The 20,533-nt window shown below is 61.7% G+C and carries 16 protein-coding genes; 7 read left to right on the top strand and 9 right to left on the bottom strand.

The window, feature by feature from the left end; all coding sequences use genetic code 11:
• Window positions 1–16: 16 nt before the first annotated feature.
• Window positions 17–2,350, bottom strand: coding sequence for a TonB-dependent receptor (locus ACWCOO_RS01740; RefSeq protein WP_446831253.1), 2,334 nt, complete (start codon window positions 2,348–2,350; stop codon window positions 17–19).
• Between the two features lie 132 nt (window positions 2,351–2,482).
• Between ACWCOO_RS01740 and ACWCOO_RS01735 the strand changes: the two genes are divergently transcribed.
• On the top strand, window positions 2,483–4,492 hold the full coding sequence (locus ACWCOO_RS01735) for a pyrroloquinoline quinone-dependent dehydrogenase (RefSeq protein ID WP_446831252.1): 2,010 nt from the start codon (window positions 2,483–2,485) through the stop codon (window positions 4,490–4,492).
• Window positions 4,493–4,496: 4 nt separating this feature from the next.
• Here ACWCOO_RS01735 and ACWCOO_RS01730 read toward each other — a convergent pair whose 3' ends face one another.
• Window positions 4,497–5,291 carry a hypothetical protein gene (locus ACWCOO_RS01730; RefSeq protein WP_446831251.1) on the bottom strand — a complete coding sequence of 265 codons (795 nt, stop codon included), beginning with the start codon at window positions 5,289–5,291 and terminating at the stop codon, window positions 4,497–4,499.
• 51 nt (window positions 5,292–5,342) lie between these two features.
• A complete protein-coding gene (locus ACWCOO_RS01725; protein ID WP_446831250.1) occupies window positions 5,343–6,284 on the bottom strand; it encodes an alpha/beta fold hydrolase in 942 nt (313 codons plus the stop codon).
• A gap of 221 nt (window positions 6,285–6,505) precedes the next feature.
• On the opposite strand from ACWCOO_RS01725, the gene ACWCOO_RS01720 reads away from it, so the two are divergent.
• A complete protein-coding gene (locus tag ACWCOO_RS01720; RefSeq protein WP_446831249.1) occupies window positions 6,506–8,905 on the top strand; it encodes a TonB-dependent receptor in 2,400 nt (799 codons plus the stop codon).
• A gap of 95 nt (window positions 8,906–9,000) precedes the next feature.
• Here the strand turns inward: ACWCOO_RS01720 and ACWCOO_RS01715 are convergent, their stop codons facing one another.
• Both ACWCOO_RS01715 and ACWCOO_RS01710 read right to left on the bottom strand, forming a co-directional pair.
• Complete coding sequence (locus tag ACWCOO_RS01715; RefSeq protein WP_446831248.1) at window positions 9,001–10,170, bottom strand: nitrilase-related carbon-nitrogen hydrolase; 1,170 nt, start codon at window positions 10,168–10,170, stop codon at window positions 9,001–9,003.
• A 38-nt stretch (window positions 10,171–10,208) separates the two neighbouring features.
• A complete protein-coding gene (locus ACWCOO_RS01710; protein ID WP_446831247.1) occupies window positions 10,209–11,057 on the bottom strand; it encodes a DUF1838 family protein in 849 nt (282 codons plus the stop codon).
• 74 nt (window positions 11,058–11,131) lie between these two features.
• Here ACWCOO_RS01710 and ACWCOO_RS01705 point away from each other — a divergent pair, with 74 nt between their 5' ends.
• Window positions 11,132–12,148: a DUF1838 family protein gene (locus ACWCOO_RS01705; RefSeq protein ID WP_446831246.1), complete on the top strand. Its 1,017-nt coding sequence runs from the start codon at window positions 11,132–11,134 to the stop codon at window positions 12,146–12,148.
• 86 nt (window positions 12,149–12,234) lie between these two features.
• Here ACWCOO_RS01705 and ACWCOO_RS01700 read toward each other — a convergent pair whose 3' ends face one another.
• Window positions 12,235–13,281 carry a TlpA family protein disulfide reductase gene (locus ACWCOO_RS01700; protein WP_446831245.1) on the bottom strand — a complete coding sequence of 349 codons (1,047 nt, stop codon included), beginning with the start codon at window positions 13,279–13,281 and terminating at the stop codon, window positions 12,235–12,237.
• A gap of 158 nt (window positions 13,282–13,439) precedes the next feature.
• On the opposite strand from ACWCOO_RS01700, the gene argS reads away from it, so the two are divergent.
• The 4 genes from argS to ACWCOO_RS01680 all read left to right on the top strand — a co-directional run bounded on the left by argS (window position 13,440) and on the right by ACWCOO_RS01680 (window position 17,710).
• A complete protein-coding gene (argS, locus tag ACWCOO_RS01695; protein WP_446831244.1) occupies window positions 13,440–15,182 on the top strand; it encodes an arginine--tRNA ligase in 1,743 nt (580 codons plus the stop codon).
• 2 nt (window positions 15,183–15,184) lie between these two features.
• Entirely contained in the window at window positions 15,185–15,811 is a 627-nt protein-coding gene (locus ACWCOO_RS01690) for an SPOR domain-containing protein (RefSeq protein ID WP_446831243.1), read from the top strand.
• Window positions 15,812–15,884: 73 nt separating this feature from the next.
• Window positions 15,885–16,952, top strand: a complete 1,068-nt coding sequence (locus ACWCOO_RS01685; RefSeq protein ID WP_446831242.1) for a 1-aminocyclopropane-1-carboxylate deaminase/D-cysteine desulfhydrase — start codon at window positions 15,885–15,887, stop codon at window positions 16,950–16,952.
• Window positions 16,952–17,710: a sulfite exporter TauE/SafE family protein gene (locus ACWCOO_RS01680; protein WP_446831975.1), complete on the top strand. Its 759-nt coding sequence runs from the start codon at window positions 16,952–16,954 to the stop codon at window positions 17,708–17,710. The genes ACWCOO_RS01685 and ACWCOO_RS01680 overlap by 1 nt, the downstream gene beginning before the upstream one ends.
• Here the strand turns inward: ACWCOO_RS01680 and ACWCOO_RS01675 are convergent.
• From ACWCOO_RS01675 to fmt, 3 genes are read right to left on the bottom strand one after another with little or no spacing between them, the layout of a single operon-like run.
• Window positions 17,699–18,235: a DUF4390 domain-containing protein gene (locus tag ACWCOO_RS01675; RefSeq protein ID WP_446831241.1), complete on the bottom strand. Its 537-nt coding sequence runs from the start codon at window positions 18,233–18,235 to the stop codon at window positions 17,699–17,701. The genes ACWCOO_RS01680 and ACWCOO_RS01675 overlap by 12 nt on opposite strands.
• Before the next feature lie 22 nt (window positions 18,236–18,257).
• Window positions 18,258–19,589, bottom strand: a complete 1,332-nt coding sequence (gene rsmB, locus ACWCOO_RS01670) for a 16S rRNA (cytosine(967)-C(5))-methyltransferase RsmB (protein ID WP_446831240.1) — start codon at window positions 19,587–19,589, stop codon at window positions 18,258–18,260.
• A complete protein-coding gene (fmt, locus tag ACWCOO_RS01665) occupies window positions 19,586–20,521 on the bottom strand; it encodes a methionyl-tRNA formyltransferase (RefSeq protein WP_446831239.1) in 936 nt (311 codons plus the stop codon). The genes rsmB and fmt overlap by 4 nt, the downstream gene beginning before the upstream one ends.
• Window positions 20,522–20,533: the final 12 nt, after the last annotated feature.

The raw sequence follows: 20,533 nt of genomic DNA, 5'->3' as shown, positions 1-20,533 counted from the left end.
CGGCCCCCAGCGGTTCCTACAAGTCGTAGGTCAGAGTCAGGCCCAGCGTCCGCTTTTCGGCGAAGATCGGCACATAAGACGTGCCGAAACCCGTCGCTATGAAAAACGCACTGGTTGCGTATTCTTCGTCGAGCAGGTTTCTCGCCCACAGCGCCGCAGTCCAAGGACCGTTACCGACTTGGAACCGCGCATGCACCAGGGTGCGATCCGGCAGCCACGCGAGATTCATTTCGTCGATGTACTGCTTGGACTGATGAATCACATCGCCGCGGACGAACCAGTCCCAGCCTCCTGCCAGCATTCCGCTATAGGTGGCTCCGACATTGAGCTGAAATGGCGGCTGGCGCTGGATTCTGTTGCCGCCGATGGACCCGTCGGTCGGACAGGCAACGCCATCGCAAGCGCCCAGCGCGCCGATCCGCCCGCTCACAGCGTCGCTTACGTACTCTGCTTGCGAAAACGACACCGCATAGTCCGCGGTGAAGTTCTCCGTCGCTGCCCAGGCGCCGTCCAGTTCGATGCCCCAAATCTCAGCCCCACCCGTGTTCCCTACGATGGCGGGCGCCAGGACGCCCGGCGGAAGGTCGGTAGGCGATGTGTTTATCTGCAGGTTGGACCAGTCGGTGAAATACACGGCCACGTTGGCCAGCCAGCGGCCGTCCAGCAGCGTGTTCTTGCTGCCGATTTCGAAAGTCCAGTTTTCGTCCGGCTCGAAGCTGCGTTGCGCTTCGTTGAACACCGTGTTGTTGAAACCACCGGACTTGGCGCCTTTGGCGAGGCTCGCATAAACCATCTGATCATCGCTTGGGCGGTAATCGACGGTGAAACGCGGCGTGAAAGGTGACCAACTGTCCTCGAACTTGGGACTGGCCGCCACCGTCGTATTGGAGTCAAGGAACTTGTTCTCGTCGGTGAAGCGCGCTTCCGCGCCCACGCGCCAGAGTCCGTCCGACGATTCCCAACCTATGCTTCCGAAGAAAGCGTCCGTGTCCACAACGGTTCGGGCCCGAGTCAGCGCCAGTGCCGTGATGCCACTGATGCCTTCGTTCGGATCGACATCGAACGGCTCGGTGCCACTCAATGGTGCGAATGCGAAGTCGAACAAGTCGAAATCCTTGATTTCGGAACGGAAGGCGCCCAAGGACGCCGACCAGGGCCCCTGATCGAACTCGAGCCGGACTTCGTGCGACGTGTACTCGCTGGTTCCCGCCGGGGTGACGTTCACGTAGTTCACGGGCGATGCGGGGTTGAAGAAGTTGAACGATCCGAGCAATGGATCGCGGTCGCCGGCGCCGGCTGCAATCACCTCCGAATCGATGTCGCCGTACTGGTACGCGATCCGCCAATTTTCGGAAAGATCGGCTACGGCGCCAGCGTGGACGAAGTCGCTTTCCACATCAAGCAGATAGGCGCGAGGATCGGAAATCGCTGTAGTGCCCGGCGGGCTGCCCCCCGGTAATGGCGAAAACGTGGTCGGGAGCTCGCCGCAGTAGAAGCGGTAGGCTGTGCCGCCGGCAAACGTTTGTGAGCAATTCGTATCGCCCGGCGCCTCTATGCGAACGCTGCCCTTCGTTTCCTGAAAACGCTCTACGCTGTAGATGTCGAGATCGAAAGCAAGTTGATCGCTTGGCTGGAAATCGACATTGAGACCCAGCGTCAGGTTGTCCCAACCACCGAGGTTGCCCACAGTCCCTCGATCGCCGTAACTCGCGGCATTCGGGTGCTCGTTGGTCCACGTGCCGTCGAACTCGCTGTAACTCGCGAGCACTCGCGCGCCCAGCATTTCACCAGCAATGGGGCCGCCGATCTCTCCATACACGTCCAGACGCTCTTCCGTCCCTGCCGTAACGTGAACCGCCCCGCTCAAGGCGTCGCTCGGCCCACCGCTGACATAATTTACGGCTCCCAGAAACGCATTGCGCCCGAACAGAGCGCTCTGCGGGCCCTTCACGACTTCGATCCGCTCGAATCCGGCGAACCCGAGGTCAACCACATATTGGCGCGGCAGGTAAATTCCGTCCAGATAGATCGAGGTGGTGTGATCCAGGTCCTGAATACGCGTCTGGGCACCGCCGCGAATCACCGCAACGCCGTAACCCCCACCGTAATCCTCATAGGCAAAGCCCGACGTCGCGTGCGCGAGGTCTTCCAGTTCCCGTATGTTTCGGCGAGCGATGTCATCGGCCGAGAAGGCAGTGATCGCGAGTGGCACTTCCTGCAGCCGCTCCTCGGCCTTGCGGGCGGTGACTACAATCTCCTCGAATACCGCCGCTTCTTCGCCTGTCTGGGCCGCAGCGCTTGCCGCAAGCATGGCGACTAGTGTTCCCGTGAACAAACGTTTGCCAAACATGATTTCCTTCCCCCGAGGCAGAATAACCCTGGAGAAAATAAACTACTCGGCAGCCTGCCGCAACAATATTGCGCGCTGGTGTTGGCCCATAAAGGCGAGTCCGTGACCGAACGCAGAAAGCGAGGCGCTTGAATGAAGCAACTAAGCTCTTTACTCCTGTTGACCGCTATTGTTGCTACTTCTTTTGCTACCACCAGCTACGCCAGCGATTGGCCGGTGTGGGGCGCTGACAGCGCAGGCACCCGTTACAGCAAGCTCGACCAGATCAACACCAGGAATGTCGATGACCTTGAAATCGCATGGCAAACGCAAACGGGCGCGCTACAAAAGTACCCAGAACCAGCCAATAGGCTTGCCGGCTATCAGGCAAACCCAATTCTTACTCCCGTTGAAGCTGGCCAGTCTCTGGTTCTATGTACACCCTTCAACGACGTTATTGCACTGGACCCGACTACCGGTAAACAACGCTGGAGTTTTGACGCCAAGGTAACTATTGCCGGCTACGGCACCGATGAAGACCCGGAAGGCAAGAGTGAATTACCTTTCTTCAAGTGCCGCGGTGTTTCGTTCTGGCAGGATAAGCAAGCCAAGGACAAGACCGCACACTGCGCTAACCGCATAATGGCAGCCGCCAACGATTTGCGCCTATTCGCACTTGATGCAGGAACCGGCAAACCCTGTGAAGACTTCGGCGACCCTGAAACCCCCGGCGCCGCTAACGTAGAACAACTTTATTTCGACAAGCAGCCGGTTTGGAAAAACGAAGTCAAGTTCTATAACCCGCCTGTCATTGCTGGCGACATAATGATCATGACCACCTCGGTGCGGGACAATCATCGTCATAATGCGCCAGCGGGCACTGTGCGTGCCTTTTCCATTCGCAGCGGCAAACAGGTTTGGCAATGGGACCCGGTTCCCCGCGACCCAAGCGACCCTGCCTATGAAGGCTGGGATGAAGAAGCGGCAAGAGTCACCGGCGGCGCTCAACCCTGGAGCATGTTAAGCATCGACGAAGAACGGGACTTGGTGTTCATCCCAACCACCGGTCCTTCCCCGGATTTTTACGGCGGAACACGACCCGGCAATAACGATTACGCCACTTCGATTGTCGCCCTGAGGGCCTCCAGCGGCGAATACGTCTGGCACTTTCAGACAGTCCATCACGATGTCTGGGATTACGACAATCCCGCTCAGCCTGTATTGGTTGATCTGGAAAAAGACGGCGAAGAGTTTCCCGCCGTTATTCAGGGTACCAAGACCGGCATGCTGTATATCTTCCACCGTGAAACCGGCGAACCCTATTTCCCGATTGAGGAAAGGCCGGTACCCACCGATGGCGTAATGGGCGACATCCTTTCCCCAACCCAACCTTTCCCGACGGCACCGCCGCCTTTAGTACCCCATCACTTTGATTGGGACGACGAATTCTGGCTTAACTTTGGTTCATGTGCCGAGAAATATGCCAATGCCAGAGTCGGCTCCATATTCACTCCGCCCACGGAAGAAGGCACCATCGTAGTTCCCGCAACGGCTGGTGGTATCAACTGGGGTTCTGCAGCAATCCACCAACCCAGCAAGACCTTGGTCACTAACGTTCTAAACCTGCTCCATATGGTGCAGTTGATTCCTAACGAGAATGTCGTTAACGCCGGTAAAGGCAGCAGCCAGGAAGCCGATGGCAATCCCATGGCCGGCGCCCAGCCACTATTGGGTACGCCTTACCACCTAAAACAGGGGCCTGTAATGTCACCCCGCTTTACTCCCTGCAACCCTCCTCCCTGGGCAAAACTGGTGGCGGTCGATCTGGAAAAAGGCACGATCAAATGGGATGTCCCTCTCGGCACAATCGATAAAGTTTCCCCTATTCCCATTCCATTAAAGTGGGGCGCTCCCAGTTTTTCCGGAGGCATAGTGACTGCCGGTGGCGTCGTGTTTATTGGTGCCACGGCGGACAACCGATTCCGGGCCTTTGATGTCGAAAACGGCGAAGAAATCTGGAAAACAAAATTACCGACCAGCAGCTTCGCTCACCCAATGACCTATGCGATTAATGGAAAGCAATACGTGGTTATTGTTTCTGGTGGGCATCCATTTGTTGATCAGGACCCGGGGGATTGGGTTACCGCCTTTGCTTTGCCATGAAGAACTATCGGGAACTATTGGAGATTTCTGTTGAATGCTGAATCACCCTGTTGGCAGGCTCTTTTCTGGGCGTCGCCTTCAGCCGCATCAACCTTGGTTTAACCAATATCGCCACGCCCACAATTGACGTAGCCACAGCAATAACAAACATCTCGCTGGTCGAGCGCCCTGACGAGACGTTATAGAAAGCCCAAGGGATACATAACATGCCAAAGGCATTAACGATGGTAGTAAAACCATGCATTGCCTGGCACAAAGTCGCGCAGAGAATGGAAAAGAAATTGATGGTCAAAAAGGTTGCCACGAAAGCGAGAAAGACTATCGGGTCGCCCGTCACCCAATAGAGCGCAATGGTTGAACCCAAGCCAAGAATCGTTCGCGGCGCTTCTTTGGGGCCATCAATCAGATACAAGTATGCAAAGACAGCTACCAGGACAAAACCTGATACCACCACCGAAATAAATTGACCAACGCAAGCCAAAATCGTAAAGGCCATGGACAGGCATATGCCAACACCGAACATGAAGTCGCACTGGGACGGCGGAAGGCCGGTGAGATACCAACGATCAAAACTGTTATCGGCAGCTTCGAAGGCACTGGCAATCATCATGCAAATTACACTGCCATATAGCCATTGAGGGGCATACATGATCTGCTCAAGATCTTGCTCATAGTGCATAACCGACCACAGCAAGATAATGGGGGCCAGTAGCGTGAGCACGTGGGCGCCCAGCACCCAAATCGCAGTCCCCAATGGCAAATCGATTGCCTCGGCTATTTTGTGCCAAGGCTTGGTCACTTAGCGGCTGCCCCAATCCGTCACGGCAACTCCCCGAAGTGCGCGTGCAGCCTAGTGGGAATCGCCTGCGTGAACTTGTTCGGCAAAGCGGCGCAATTCCGCGTTGAAACGCTGAGGCTGTTCGATAAACACCGAGTGCCCGGCTCCTTCATAGACCGTAAGGCGCATGTTCTCGTGAGCAGCGGCAAGTTCGGCCGCGTCGTCGAGTTGATACGGATTATCCTGCTGCCCCAGGCAGAACAGCACCGGCAAAGAGAGTTGCCCGACCAGGTCCTGATTGTCCAGACGGCGCTGCGCCATGGCGCGCCGGACATAAGCCGGCAACATCATGCCGATGGCCTGAAACACTTGCGTCTGCCGCTCCGGCAGGGGTGACGCCGTAAGCAAGGGAATCACGCGTTCGCCGGCGCGGATATAGTCGATCAGGGCCGGACTCTGCTGCAATTCCCGGATGCGCGCGAACTCCTCGGCGCCCGGATCGTCGGCCGCCGGCATCTGGAAAGGTCTCAGGGCACCTTGGCCGCCGGTCAACAAAATCCCGGCGATACCGTCGTCGCCGAATTCGCGGATGTAGTCCATCGCCACCATCGTGCCGTACGACCAGGCCACCACCAGGGGCCGTTCAATGCCGCTGGCCGCGATAACGGCAGCAACATCCTGGGCCCACACGGTGGAATCGCGGTACGCCTCCACGGCCCAGGGCTTGCCGGACGCTCCGTGCCCGCGAAGGTCGAACGCCACGAGGTAGTAGTCGTCGGCAAGATCGGACTCCAGTTGGTCAACGAAGCTGTAATGGCTTTGACCAAAGCCATGCACGAAAAGGATCGCGGGCGCTTGTGCGGATCCGGCCGTGATCATGTTCAGAGGCACACCTCCCGAGCCCTCGACAGTCCGATAGTCCCATTCCGCCAGACCCGGCTGTGCCGCAAGAAACATGGCCAGGCCCAGAACGCCCGCGCCGCTAACCCATTTGCGCTTAGTGAAGTCAAACATTTTCGCTACTCTTTCGCGCCGGAACGCTTCGCCGCGTAACAATACCACCGCGTTTTCGAGCAGCGTCCAACGGCCAGGGCAACAGCACGGCCAGGATGCGTCTCCCGCACTGTCGGAGCTGCTTTTCGCGGCACCCAGGGCCATTCCGTTTGTTCCACGCCGCCGGTATCCTGTAGCATGACGCGTCTGCGCGGCGGCGTTTTGGAGAGGAGGGCTCCATCATGTATACAAGACAAACTCTCGCAACCCTTATTCTCGTAACCTCAGGGCTGGCAACACCCACGGCAGTCTTCGCCCAGGACGAGGGTCCTCTGATGGAGGAAATCCTGGTTACAGCCCGCAAGGTTGGCGAATCGATTCAGGAGATTCCGCTGAGCATCTCCGCCTTCACGAGCGAAGACATCGAAGCACAGGGAATCGTCGGCATTGAGGACATCGCCAACTTCACGCCCGGCCTGCATATGAGCAACGTGTTAGCCAACCGCAACGACCCGGCGCTCAGATTCCGCGGAATGGACAACAGCAATACGGTGCGCGATCAGCAACTGGCGTCGTCATTCGTGGACGGCATCTACTTGAGCGGCACCAGCCAGTGGGTGTCGATGAACGACATTGAAAGGGTCGAGGTAGTGAAGGGTCCGCAAAGCGCCTTCTTCGGCCGCGCCACGTTTGGCGGCGCGGTGAACTACATCACCAAGACACCTGGCGACGAGTGGGCAGCCGATGTAGAGCTCGTGACCGGGCAGGACGGCCGCCTGGACCTGGAGGGCAGCGTGGAAGGCCCACTGGTTGACGGCAGGCTTTCGTACCGGCTGTCCGGGCGCGTTTACAGCTACGACGGCGGCTGGGACAACGAGTGGCCAGGTGGCGACAAGCTCGGTGCGCAGGAGACTCGCGCCGTAAGCCTCACGCTCTACGCCACCCCCTCGGACAGCGTGTCGATCAGGTTCCGCTCGGTTTATACCGAAGATGACGATGGAGCGGGCGTACGGTTTCTGCAGTTAGCCGCCGAGAACAACTGCGGCCCATTCTTTGCGCCGGGCTCGATTCCCGGCATCACCGCCAGGAACTATTACTGCGGCACCATTACGCGCGCCGGATTGACGGGATTGGCGCTGGATACTTCCGTGGACCTATCGACGCCGGGCGCGTCCTGGCCCAAGGACAGCATGGGTCTCGAACGCGCAGTGAACCTCAACAGCCTGGATGTCAGTGTCGAGTTGGGCGACTACACGTTGAATTCGGTGACGGGCACATTCAAGGACGACACGCAGGACATGCGCGAACTGTTGCCGGGCGAACTACTGGTATATGCGGAATGGGAGGACACTTCTTTCTCGCAGGAACTGCGCCTGAACTCACCCCAGGATGGGCGGCTGCGCTGGATGATCGGCGCCTATTATCTCGACCTCACCTACGGCAAGCGCCGCGCCGGTTTCGGCTGCTCGTCCACGTCAAGCTTCTTTTGCAGTCCGTTTTTCGGCCCCCGCTTCCACGGCGCCTCGGCCAGAGGCGCCTTCGGCGGAGCCTTCGGCCTCGGCGAATTGCTCGACCCCGATACGACCGTAACCAACCAGGCCTTGTTCGGCAGTCTGAACTTCGACATCAGCGAGCAGTTGACGCTCAGCATCGAAGTGCGGCGCGCGGACGAAGAGCTGGATTTCGGGGAAACGATTGTTCAGGAGGCGTTACCGGGAATGACCGGCGCCGAAGTGACGCTGAACAGCACCTTCAGCTCCACGACGCCACGGGTCATTCTGGACTACAAACTCGGTGACGACACCATGCTTTTCCTGAGCTATGCGGAGGGCAACAACCCCGGTGGATTCAATCAGGAAATCGTGGGCATGGCGCCGTCCTCAGCGCAGTATTTCGAGGAAACCTTCGGAGTCGGCCCCACGGTTCCCGAGGGCGTACTGGACGTTTACGAGGCGGGCGTCAAGCATAGCTTCGCTAACGGCCGCGGCTTCATCAACGCGGGCGCCTACTACATGGAATGGACAAACCAGCGCTTTCAGACCTTCCTGACCAACGTGGACAGCAATGGCGACGGCGTTTTCGACGACAACGATGTCCTCGGCCGGCAGATCGATTTCTCGGGAGCGGGAAATACCGACATATACGGCACCGAGCTGAGCGCGGCCTATGCGTTGAGCGAGTGCTGGCGCGTGCAGTTGGCTTACAACTACAACCGAACCAAGATCAAGAAATACCTGGACGCTCCCTTTTCGCAGGTCTTCGGCTTTTTCGACGCAAGGGACGGCGAACTGGCCCGCAACCCCACAAACTCGGCGTCGTTTTCTCTGACATTCAACATGCCCGCGGCATGGGGCGGCGAGTGGTTCGGGCGCCTGGACTCCTTCTACCAGGACGGTACTTTTGCCTGGGTGCATAACCTGGCCCGCACCGAAAGCGAGGTGATGAGCAACTTGCGCGGCGGCTGGCGCAACGATCGCTACACGATTACCGCATGGGTCGAGAATGTGACCGACAGCGACGCCGTGCTGGCGGCGCGCCGCTTCACAAGCAGTTTCGCTACGGGCGCCATCGGCTTCACGCTTACCTTGCCCGATCCGCGGCAGGTGGGCGTGACCTTCCAGGCGCGTTTCGGCCAAGGATAGCCTACGGCTAACCCGCCCGGCACGCAGCCGAGTAGCTGAGGGCTACGGCTGCTCGCCGACCGTTGGCCGGCAAGGAAGCCGGCGCGGTCGTGTACCTACCAGTTCCGTATGCTGGTGAAATGGCGGGCGGCGTCCGCGGCGTCCGTAGGCTGATAGGAAGCCTGGGAATTCGGGCCATCACGGGGCACATAGCGATCGTGAACCGGCCTGAGCATTTCGATAGGAACCCCGGGCGGAAGCGTACGTGAACCGCGAAACGCCGCCATCGGAATGGTTACCCGAACAAACTCTTCATGCGCCGAGCGGGCGCGCGCCTCAATGGCGCCGCCCGGACCGAAAATGGCAGTGTCGCCCGAGCCCGAGAATTCGGGAAATCCGGGTTGCTCCGGAGAAATGGACTGATTGCAGACCACGCTCCACAACCGATTGTGGCGCGCTATCACCTGGGCGCCGCTGATGCTGTAACCACCCGAAGAAGAGCTCAAGCGAAGTTCCAGCCCTTTCATCGCCAGCGCGCGTATGACATCCGGCTGGCCCGGGGTTATCGCACAGGAAATATTGCCGATGTCGGTGCGCGCGACTTGCAGCACCTCCTCTTCGCCGTACATCTCGCGATAACGGTCGAGAACATCGTAAATCGAGGTCGTGATGATGTCCCAGCCGGGAATGAAACCGCGAATATTGTTGGTCTTCCAATGGTTCGCAACGACGCTGCCGTCAGGCCCGATCAGCACGCCGTTGAGAAGCAGGTGGCCCGGCCAATCGGCGTCTTTCGCGTACGTACCGAAGGTAATGTAGCAGCCGTATTGCTTCGCCTTGGCGCCTAGCGCCTCGGTTTCCGGCCCCGGTATCTCGATGGCTACGCGCAGCGCCTCTTCGCGCGTCCATGGATTCCAGCCCATGATGGGTTGCTCATGGAAACACACGAGATCCTGCGGTCCCCCAAAGCCGTTCGCCTTGTCGATCAGGTCGATCATGTGGTCGAGATTGGCCTTCATTTCGGGCCCCGGGTTGTTCGTGTTGCGCACCGCGCGCATGATCGACTGCACGGCGGTCACACGCACCGTATCCTTGCGCAGCGGCACGCGCTCGTAGTTGCCGTCCTCGGCCACGCTGACTGCTTGGCCGCCAGCGCCCGAATCCGCAGTTTGCGCCGAAAGCGACCCGCCTGCCAATACTGCCGCTGCGCCGGCCGAACCTGCAGCCAGCAGTTGGCGACGACTCAAGGATTGCGGTTCGTTGTTACGGTTGAACTGCTCACTCATGTTTTTCTCCCCTTGTTGGATGCAGCCGATATGCGCGCTCATCCCTCAAGCGCGCCCGCAGGGTCGGCATAGATGTCCGGGTGGCGCATCTTGATGAACTCCTGCAGTTGTGCCGGCATTTCCTGGTATGACGACACCTTGCGCCCAAAGCCCCGGGACACGAAATCGCCCGGCCGATCGCCCATGCCCAGCCAGGGTGGATAGCTGAGAATATCGTTGAAGTGCCAGGTGGCGGGCGCATTCAGAACCTCGGGATTGGCCACCTGCGCCAGCGAACCGTGATAAGTGCTCCAATCGTTGCCGCGAAACGGCAGTCCGGCCTCGGGCGTGAGCGGTTCGCTACGAAACACGTCGTCGTCCCGCACCCAGACATCGTCGCCCTCGATCAGGGCCGGGCCAAGGGGGTGGATGTTGATGCGCTTGAACCCCTCCCGGCCTGGCCGCTCTTCGGGCGTTTCATCAATGCTGGCCACGCGCTTCGACGGCGTGGCGGGGAAATATCCGATTTCGACCTCCTGGCCCGTGAAGGGGTTGTTGAAGGTTTCCATGTATTGGCCGGTTTGCAGGTCGGTGTAGAAAACCATGCTGATGGCCGTGGTCTCGTAAGCCGTGTGCTCGGTGACATCCCGGGTCTTGAGCGCCGCAGCCACATGCACGTTCCACAGCGGCGTGACGATCTTGTCCAGCACCGCCGTGCGCAGCAATTTTGCCCACCAATAGACAATGCCGTCATCCATGCTGTGCGCAAGCTTGCGCGTAATCATGAGCGTGTGCGCGGGATTGGACGGGTCCAACTCAAGCATTTCTGCCGGCGCCGCCGAAGCCACCCGCGCCAGCGGCGCGGCCGCGGCGGAAGCAATAAGTCCCAATGCTGTTCTGCGTTTCATTTCATTCCTCCCGGTGCCGTAGGGTGTCCGGTATCATGGGCAGGCAAGCTCCGGAATTCAAGGGGAGAACCGTCATGCTGCTTCAATTCGACTCACCGCTCAATCGCCGCAACCTGTTGCTCGGAGGCGCCGCTCTGGCGGCTGCATCGACTCTGCCCGCTTGCGGCGGAGGCCAGGACGAGGGCCAGGAACAGGCGCAGACCCCGGATCAGCCGCCGATCGATTTCGACTGGATGAACCCCAACGACAATCTCGAAGCCTACTTCAAGCTCTCCAATTCGCTGAAGGACCGCGACTGGGTGCATGGCTGGTATTCCGGTCTGGTGTTCGGAATGCTGCCGAACAAGACGCCGGACGCCTTGTTCGGACTGGAAGGATTCGGCCTCGGCTACACGGTGCGCATGGAGAACGGCGCATTCGCGAGTTTCTGGAAGGAAGTGGGCTTCTACAAGGACCTGAAGACCAACGAGGTGATCGAGACCTGGGAGAACCCGTACACCGGCGAGACCAACAAGGTGATGCATATCCACAACCGGATGGTGAAGGGCGTTTTCGGGCCGCAGTTCCGCATCGGTGCGCCCGTGGGAGCCCAAACCGGCCGCATGGATTTCAAGTTTCCCAATTACAGAGCGTCCGACGATCCTTCCAATCCGTTTATTCTGAACTGGCAGACCATCGGCAAGCAGACCTCCGTGTGGCTGGATTTCCGCGCCGAGGTGCCCAACCTGCTCGACCCCAAGGTCTGGGTACGGGAATCAACAGGCGAGCGCCTGCCGGTTTGCGAGATGTTCGAGTACGTCTGCGATGCCGACGAACTGCGCGACCCGTCACTGCACCGCGTCAAGCACAGCGGCTCCTGGATTCGACTGGCGCCCTGGCTGCCATGGATGATGATGGGCCAGCATGAAGGCCGCCTGTTCTATCGCTGCACCACCAAGAGCCTGGGCGATCTCAGCGAGCTGCCGCCGCACATTTCCGCGTACGCCGAGAAGAACTACCCCGAATACCTGGTCGAAGAGCTGGACGAGGACATGCCCAGCGAATCCTCGTTCGAGGTGTACATGAAGGAGAACGAACCCGCGCCCATGTAACGGCGCGGGCACTCGCCCGCCGCCCCGCCAGCGGGCCTCTCTTCCGCTGGCGCCGGGCGTCGGCGGGGAGTGACGCTGTTTGCGGGCTATGGAGCGGACAGCGAACCGGGCTCCGTCTCCATGGCGAGGAGTTCCTCAAGCCGGGCTGCGAGCGCGGCGCCATGCAGGTTGCGGCCCACCGTCCTGCCTTCGGCATTGAGCAGGAAGCTGGCGGGGATGGCGTCCACGCCGTAGAGCTTTGCGAACGGGCTGTCGAAAGACAAGTCGTCTGAGACGTCCAGCCACGGGATGCTGTAGTCGTCTTCGGACGCCTGCCGCCAATCCTCCCTGTCGTCGTCGAGATTGAACGCCAATATTTCGAACCCTCGCTCCCCGAAGCTCGCGTATGCGGCCTTGAGATTCGGAATCTCCACGATGCACGGCGCGCACCAGGAAGCCCAGAACTCCACCAGCGTGAATTTGTTTGCAGCCAGCACGTCGGCAAAACGCACCTCGTCGCCGGCAAGATCGAAGGCGGAATAGCCCTGGATTGCGCGGGCGCGCTCAACATCACGCTGTTCCGCCGCAACCTTCAGCAGGTCAATGACGAGGCCGTCGCCCAACAGCGATTCCAGCTCGGCCAGCACCGCCATTTGCTCCGCGTCCTGCCCTTCGCGCCACCCCGCCTGCAGTGCCATGAGGCGGGCGCGCGGGTCGGAGTCATTGAGGTAGATCTGACGCAGGGCAAGTGTCCGGGTTTCCTCCGGTTCGGCCAGCGCCAGCTTGATAAGGTCGTCGTAGCGTCCTCCCGAATACTCCAGTGCGTTTTGCCGGGCGTTCCAGGCCACTTCGTGACGCGCGCCGGGCTCCGCGATTCCTTGCGCGCGGAAGCCTTCGGTGGATGACCCGGCTTGCAGCTTGACCTCGACCTGCAGAGGCTCGGCAAGCGGGAAGGTCAGCGTGGCGCCACCGTCCCTGACGCGCGCGGAGCTCAGGACCTCGAATCCCGTTTCAATGCGCGGGTCGGAGAACCCTAGTTCGATCTGTCCGCCCTCGAAGCGCTCCAATCCCGCCGCGGTTACCGTTGCGCTGTCCTGCGCGGCAGTTGCGCCAGCTACGGCGCAGAGCGCCAAACCCACAAGTCTCTTCATCATGTCCGCCTTGCCCTTGCTGCCCTGCCGCAGCGCTCGTGTCCGGCACCCCATGATATGGCCCAAAACGCAGTTCCCGAGGCAAACCGAAGCAGGCAACCCCAGCCAACCGCTACGCACGCGCAGTGCCGCGAGCGAATAAAATCCCCGGCGGCCCGGCAATGAAGAAAGCACTCAGCACCCTGATCGCGCCAGCCTTGCGCGCCATTGCCGGCAATCATGCGGATAGCCTGCGGCACGCCGCGATTGAGCAAACGCGCGATCCGCGCAATGGACACTACGCCTGCAGCGCTGCGATGCAGCTTGCCGGCAAGCTGAAGCGCCAACCGCGGGACATTGCCCGCGAAATAGTGGATGCCTTACCGCAGAATTCGCTGATCGAGCGCACCGAAATAGCCGGCCCGGGCTTCATGAACTTGTGGCTGCACGCCGGTGCGCTGCAGGGCGAACTCGGCCGTATCACCCAGCGAGGCGAGAAATATGGGCGCAGCGACTTGGGCGAAGGGCGGCGAGTGCTGGTGGAATTTGTGTCCGCCAACCCGACCGGCCCGCTGCATGTCGGTCATGGTCGCCATGCGGCCATCGGAGACAGTCTGGCGCGGCTGCTGGAAGCAACCGGGCATGAGGTCTGGCGCGAATACTATGTGAATGACGCCGGCCGCCAAGTGGCAGTGCTGGGCTTGTCCGTATGGCTGCGCATGCTGGAACAGGCCGCGGGTCTGAAGTCTTTTCCGAAAGGGGCCTATCGCGGCGATTACATTCGGGACCTGGCTGAGCGGATGGCCGAGGCGCTACCAGAAGCCGCGGCGGCGGTGCAGCGCGGCTTCGCATGGCCGAACAAGAACGAAGACGGCGATGCGGATGCGGACCAGTATGTTGACGCGCTCATTGAAGCGGCGCGGCGCCAGCTTGGAGAAGCGCTGTTTTTCGACCTCGGACGCACCGCGGGCGAGTGGGTGCTGGACGATATTCGTGACGATCTCAAGCAGTTCGGCGTGCGTTTCGACCGCTGGCAATCCGAGCGCGAACTGGTGGACGGCGGCGCCATCGACAACTGCCTGAGACGTCTCGACGGAATCACCTACCGGCGCGACGGGGCGCTCTGGTTCCCCGCCGAGCGCTATGGCGACGAAAAGGACCGCGTCGTGGTGCGGGCCGACGGCCGCAGCACCTATTTCGCCTCCGATATCGCCTATCATTACGCCAAGCGTGAACGGGGTGCAGACCTGCTGCTCGACGTGCTGGGCGCGGACCACCACGGCTACATCAACAGGGTGCGGGCGGGCCTGGAAGCGCTGGACCAGCCGCCTTCCTGCCTCGAAGTGCGGCTTGTGCAATTCGTTGCGCTGCTGCGTAGCGGCAAGCGGGTAGCGATGACGACCCGCGGAGGCGAGTTTGAGACCTTGCGGAACTTGCGCGAAGAGGTAGGCGTCGATGCAGCGCGCTTCTTTTACGTAACCAGGGCGGGAGAACAACATCTTGACTTCGACCTTGATCTCGCCAAGCGCCACTCCAACGACAATCCCGTCTATTACGTTCAGTATGCCCACGCACGCGTCGCCAGCCTGTTCGAAAAACTACAGGCGCGCGGCCTTTCATTCTCCCCCGACGACGCCATGGAGCATACGGACGCGCTCAGCCATCCCCGGGAGACCGACCTGATGCTGGCCTTGGCCCGCTTGCCGGAAACCGTGGAACAGGCAGCCATGCAGAGAGCGCCTCAGGTGCTGGCGCACTACCTGATCGGTCTGGCCCAGGCCTTTCACGGCTGGTACAACCACTGCAAGGTGCTGGATGCGGAGCCGGACCTGCGCGCTGCGCGGCTTCTGCTGGCGCATGCCGGCGGTCAGGTTCTGCGCAACGGGCTGGGAATGCTGGGCGTTTCAGCGCCAAAGAGTATGTAGGAATGGCGAAGCGCAGCAAGACTCGGGCGCGAGGCGGGCGCCGCGGCGAGTTTGCCGCAGGACTGGCAGTGGGAGGGGCCTTGGGGCTGGCGTTGGCGCTTTGGGTCTATCCGCAGTTCATGCAATGGCTGACCGAACCGTCGCCGGAAGTGCTGTCCGCCCCTCCGCCCGCCAACCCCAGGTTCGACTTCTACGACATCCTGGAGCGCGGCGAAGAAGTGATGGAGGAGACCCTGTCGGCGCCGGCGCAAACATCCACACAATCGACCACCGAATCCGAGCCTCTGCAGACCACCGATGCCGCGACGCAAGCGACTGCCTATAGCGCTGCACAACCGGGCCCCGTGGCTTCAGACGCACCCGAACCGCAAGCGCCCAGGCCGGTGGAAACACCGGGGATGTATGTGTTGCAGTTGGGCGCATTCACACGCGAGGAGGATGCGGAATCGCTGCGCGCGCGGGTGGCGCTGGTGGGTATGAGCGCCCGCATCCAACCGGTCAGGCTCGACAGACAAACGTATTTCCGCGTGCGGGTCGGCCCCACCAGCGACCTGGCGCAGCTCAACGCCGACCGGGCTCGATTGCGCGATCATCGCTTCGACGTAATACTTCTGAAACTGGTTCAATAGTCTTGATGCTTCGACAAGACCAAGCACAAAGCTCGATTGTTTTCTTCCCCGCCCTTCTGATACTCAAGCACTCATGACGCACAGCACCAGCGCCTGCGCGTACCGCGACCAAATTCGGCGCCATTTCCCGTGGACAGCCATCGCCGACACTCCGACGCCGGTGGACCGCCATGTCGGGCTGGCCAAGGAACTAGGCGCCGAATCGGTCTGGATCAAGCGCGACGACATCAGCGGCGCTGAGCACGGCGGCAACAAGCTCCGCAAGCTGGAATTTCTGCTTGCCGACGCTCGGCAGCGCGGCTGTCGCGGCGTGCTCACCTACGGCGCGGTGGGCTCGAATCACATCCTTTCCACGTCGCTGTACGCGCACCAACTCGGCTTGGAGTGCGTGGGGATCGTCCGACCGCAGCCGCCTACGCCATATGCCGAGGCAACGCTGCGCCATCACCTGCTGCTGGGAACCCGGCTGGAACCTGCCGATGGCCCGAAGCAGATGCAGGCGGTACGCTCACGATTTCTGGCCGACGAAGGTGCATGGTATGAAATACCTCTCGGCGGCTCCTCGTCTCTGGGCAGCCTCGGCTACGTTTGCGCCGCGCTGGAACTGGCCGAACAGGTAGCGGCCGGCGAGTGTCCGGCACCGGACCTGATTTACCTGCCTTGCGGCTCCTCGGGCACCACCGTTGGGCTGGACTTCGGCCTGCCTTTAGCCGGGCTCGAAACCCGTATCGTGGCAGCCCGGGTCGTGACCGATCAGATGACCTCCATGCACAACATACGAGATCTGGCCGGGAGCCTTCGCCCGCTGCTGGGCAAGGCTGGCGTACCGGTCCAGGGCGACGCGCTGGGGCGTGTGGAGTTTCGCGAGGAATTCTTCGGGGACGGATATGCGCTGCCCACCGGCGCTGCGCTCGAAGCCATCGAGTTGATGAAGAACAGCGCCGCCACCCAACTGGAATACACGTATTCGGGCAAGGCCGCAGCCGCCCTGCTGCATGACGGCCGCGCCGGACGCTTCAAGGGTCTGAACGTCATGTTCTGGAACACCTATAACTCGCGCCCGGCGCCCGCCGACCTGCCGCCTCTGCAGCGCGCGAATCTTCCCGAGATCCTGCAAAGTAGTTTGCCAGCCGGCGCGTGATGGAATCACTCCCGGCGGAATTCCTGCCTTTGCTTCTTCTGGCGGGCTGCGCTTCCGGCTTCCTCAACGTAATGGCCGGCGGCGGCTCGATGTTGAGCCTGCCGATCCTGTTGCTGGCCGGCTTGCCAGCGCCGGTCGCCAACGGCACCTTGCGCGTGGCCATCATCATCCAGAACCTGGTCGCGGTCAGCACTTTCCGCAGACGCGGGTTCTCGGAACTGAAAGAAGCCTTGTGGCTGTCGCTGTTCGCCTGCATAGGCGCCGCGGGCGGGGCCATGATAGGTGTGCGCGTGGCCGGACCATGGTTCGAGCGCATCGTGGCGCTGACCATGATCCTGGCGACCCTGGCAATTCTTCGGCGCAAGCCGGGCGCCGCGAACGAGAAAGCAGCCATGACCCCAGCACGGCGGAGACTGGGCTACGCGGCGCTGCTGTTATGTGGCGCCTGGGCGGGCTTCATACAGGTTGGCGTGGGATTCCTGCTGATGCCGACGCTGCAACGCATACTCGGCATGGACCTGGTGCGGGTGAACATGTACAAGGTGGTCATCCTGATCCCCTGCACGCTTCTGGCGCTGGGAATCTTTGCCTGGCAATCGCAGATTCTCTGGCTGGTGGGTCTGACGCTGGCCGTAGGCAATGGCGCGGGAGGCTGGCTGGGCGCCCGAGTGACCTTGTCCAAGGGCGAAGGAGTGATCCGAGTGGTGTTCGTGATCGCCGTTGCGGGCATGGCCGCCAGTCTGCTGCTACGGGGTTAGCATCCAGGCATAAGCGTCGCTGCTCAAAGACAGCCCCAAACCCAGGCGTCCCGTAACGTTGCGGCGCCACCAACCGGCGTTTTCCGGAAATACGCGCGCCTGCACCGAGAACACGTACGACTGCCCGGGCACGAGTGCCGACTCTGCGATGACCGGTTGATCGGCCAGATAGCCGATCTTCCGCAAGGCCGAAAACATCGTCGCGAATTCCGTGCGCGCATCTGCGGACGGAGCACCCACAACAAAGCGGCCCGACGCCTCGTCATATTCGAGGTAGAGGACACGCACAAACCGGCCCAGTTCCCTGGACGTGATGATCGGGCGCGGTTCCGCCACGCTGAATTCCACCTCCACCCTCAGCCGCAAGCCTTGCCGAACTTGTTGCTCGGCCTCCTCGTCGAGTTCGAAATCCACGCGGGTGGTAACCAGCCACTGTCCGTCGGCGGCACGCGCATATGCCAGGCGCACATCGACTTCCGATGCCGATGCCAACAGGGGCGCCAGCAGCAGTCCGAAAACAGCCAAGCGGCAGCTTCGGCCCAAGGGTTCAGGATGTCCTTGCAGTTTTTTCCAGTAGCGCATTGAAATGTCCGTCCGCGCCGCGCCTACCCGGCAGCGCCTGATAGCCGCAATCCGACAATGGCAGCGCCCAACCCCCCGACGAACCGTCCGTACCCCTCACTTCGCGCGCCAAGCTTGTATTTTCCCCCAAAAAACTCCTGACTACGCATGCGGTTTCCTCCGGCAGTACCGAACAGGCGCTATACAGCAGCCGCCCACCGGGTTTGAGCAGCGGCCAAAGGCTCCGCAGCAAGCGCGATTGCAGCCTTGCAAAGCGTTGAATATCGGCCGGACGGCGCAAGTGCTTGATGTCCGGGTGGCGCCGAATGACGCCGGTTGCCGAACACGGCGCATCCAGCAGAATGCGGTCGAATTGGCGGCCGTCCCACCACTCGTCCGGGCGCTGGGCATCGCCGGCGCGCATCTCTGCCTTCAGCCCCAGCCGATCAAGGTTTTCCTGAAGCCGGACGAGCCGGCCGGCATCGGAATCCAGGGCCACAAGCTCGCTTATTTTCGGGCAAGTCTCCAGCAATTGCGCTGTTTTGCCGCCTGGGGCCGCGCACGCATCGAGAATCCGCATCCCCGGCGCGGCGCCAAGCAAGGGAACGGCCAACTGCGCGCCCGCGTCCTGCACAGATACCAATCCGGCAGTAAATCCCGGAATCCGCGCTGCCGGCCTGGGCGGGTCGAGCTGCAGGGCGTCGGGCAAGCCGCGCGGCAGGCCGCATCTCCATGTCCCGGCATTGAGTTGCGCGGCGCGATACTGGCGCCGGCTGATTCTGGAGCGATTGACGCGCAGCCACAGCGGCGGTTTGCGGTTGGCGGCATGCAGAACGGATTCCCAGTGGCCGGGCCACGCGGCCCTTAACCGCCGGATCATCCAGCCTGGATGCGAAAAGCGGCTTTCGGGCTTGCGATCCGCTGCCGCTTCCAGTTCGGAGCGCTGGCGCAGATAGCGGCGCAGGACCGCATTGACCACGCCCGCCCTGGTGGGCGCCAGCAAGCTCTTCGCGGCGGCCACGCAGGCGCTCACCGCGGCATGCGAGGGAACCCGCGTACGGCCCAGTTGGAACAGTCCCACGGAAAGCAGAGCCTCCAGCTTGCTGCCCGGCCGCGGGCGATCCAGAAGGCGGCGCAGCAGCTCGGCGTGACGATGCTGCCAGCGCAAGGCTCCCTGCGCGAGTTCCGCAGCCAGAGCTTGTTCCTCACGCGGGAGCTCGGCATGGCCGGCGTCATGCAGCGCCTGGATATAGCTGCGTCCACCCAGCACCCCATGCACTGCCAACGCGGCAACTTTGCGGGCTTCGGCGCCGATCAAGTGAACACGGCCCCGTCCAGCGGCGCGCCCCGGGCCGCATCGACAGCCGGCATCCGGCGCCGGCCCGGAAGCTGAATCTCATGTATGCGCAGCAGACCTTCGCCGGTAGCTACATCCAGACCTTCCCGCCCTACATGCAGCACGGTTCCGGGCTGGGCGTCGCCACCGTCCAGGGCCAAGGCATTCCAGAAGCGGATGGCCTCACCTCGCCATAGCGCGTGTGCAACCGGCCAGGGATCGTAAGCGCGTGCGGCGCGCGCCAACTGCATCGCCGGCAACTGCCAGTCGATGCGCGCCTGCTGCTTCGTCACCAGGGGCGCGTAGCTGGCCAGATGCGCATCCTGCGGCAAAGCCTTGAGCCGGCCAGCGAGGATTTCCGAAATATTCCGTAGCAGCAGCTCGGCCCCGAGATGGGCCAGGCGGGCCTCCAGTTCGCCGGCGGTTTCTCGCTCGCCCACCGGTGTTTCGCTGCAGGCCAGAAGCGGACCGGTGTCAAGGCCGGCTTCCATGTGCATCAGCGTGACCCCGGTGCGCTGATCGCCGGCCAGAATCGCCGCCGCAACCGGCGAAGCGCCCCGCCACCGGGGCAGCAGGGAGGCATGAATGTTGACTGCGCCCAAGCGGCACACTTCAAGCGCGGCGGGGGGCAGGATGGCGCCATATGCCGCGACCACCATCAGATCCGCCTGCATGGCGCGCAATTGCCGAAGCAAGCCGGCATCTCGCCAATGCGAGGGCTGCAGCAATTCGAGGCCGGCGTTCTGCGCCCATTGCTTGACGGGCGGAACCTTGAGCTTGCGGCCGCGGCCGGCCGCGCGGTCGGGGCGCGTAATCACGGCCGGCACCACATAACCGGCAGCATGCAGTTCCTGTAAAGCGGGCAAGGCAAAACCGGGGGTGCCTGCAAACAGTATCCGGGCAGGCGCGGTCATGCCGGCGGCGCA

The organism is Candidatus Foliamicus sp. (assembly GCF_965221325.1).
Lineage (GTDB): Bacteria > Pseudomonadota > Gammaproteobacteria > Steroidobacterales > Foliamicaceae > Foliamicus.
The sequence above is the reverse complement of the archived record's forward strand: the minus strand, read 5'-3'. Positions and strand labels throughout refer to the sequence as shown.

Bases quoted from the DNA above. Each gene is read 5' to 3' on its own strand.
- ACWCOO_RS01740 (WP_446831253.1), bottom strand. From the start codon at position 2,350: ATGTTTGGCAAACGTTTGTTCACGGGAACACTAGTCGCCATGCTTGCG.
- ACWCOO_RS01735 (WP_446831252.1), top strand. From the start codon at position 2,483: ATGAAGCAACTAAGCTCTTTACTCCTGTTGACCGCTATTGTTGCTACT.
- ACWCOO_RS01725 (WP_446831250.1), bottom strand. From the start codon at position 6,284: ATGTTTGACTTCACTAAGCGCAAATGGGTTAGCGGCGCGGGCGTTCTG.
- ACWCOO_RS01720 (WP_446831249.1), top strand. From the start codon at position 6,506: ATGTATACAAGACAAACTCTCGCAACCCTTATTCTCGTAACCTCAGGG.
- ACWCOO_RS01715 (WP_446831248.1), bottom strand. From the start codon at position 10,170: ATGAGTGAGCAGTTCAACCGTAACAACGAACCGCAATCCTTGAGTCGT.
- ACWCOO_RS01710 (WP_446831247.1), bottom strand. From the start codon at position 11,057: ATGAAACGCAGAACAGCATTGGGACTTATTGCTTCCGCCGCGGCCGCG.
- ACWCOO_RS01705 (WP_446831246.1), top strand. From the start codon at position 11,132: ATGCTGCTTCAATTCGACTCACCGCTCAATCGCCGCAACCTGTTGCTC.
- ACWCOO_RS01700 (WP_446831245.1), bottom strand. From the start codon at position 13,281: ATGATGAAGAGACTTGTGGGTTTGGCGCTCTGCGCCGTAGCTGGCGCA.
- argS (WP_446831244.1), top strand. From the start codon at position 13,440: ATGAAGAAAGCACTCAGCACCCTGATCGCGCCAGCCTTGCGCGCCATT.
- ACWCOO_RS01690 (WP_446831243.1), top strand. From the start codon at position 15,185: ATGGCGAAGCGCAGCAAGACTCGGGCGCGAGGCGGGCGCCGCGGCGAG.
- ACWCOO_RS01685 (WP_446831242.1), top strand. From the start codon at position 15,885: ATGACGCACAGCACCAGCGCCTGCGCGTACCGCGACCAAATTCGGCGC.
- ACWCOO_RS01680 (WP_446831975.1), top strand. From the start codon at position 16,952: ATGGAATCACTCCCGGCGGAATTCCTGCCTTTGCTTCTTCTGGCGGGC.
- fmt (WP_446831239.1), bottom strand. From the start codon at position 20,521: ATGACCGCGCCTGCCCGGATACTGTTTGCAGGCACCCCCGGTTTTGCC.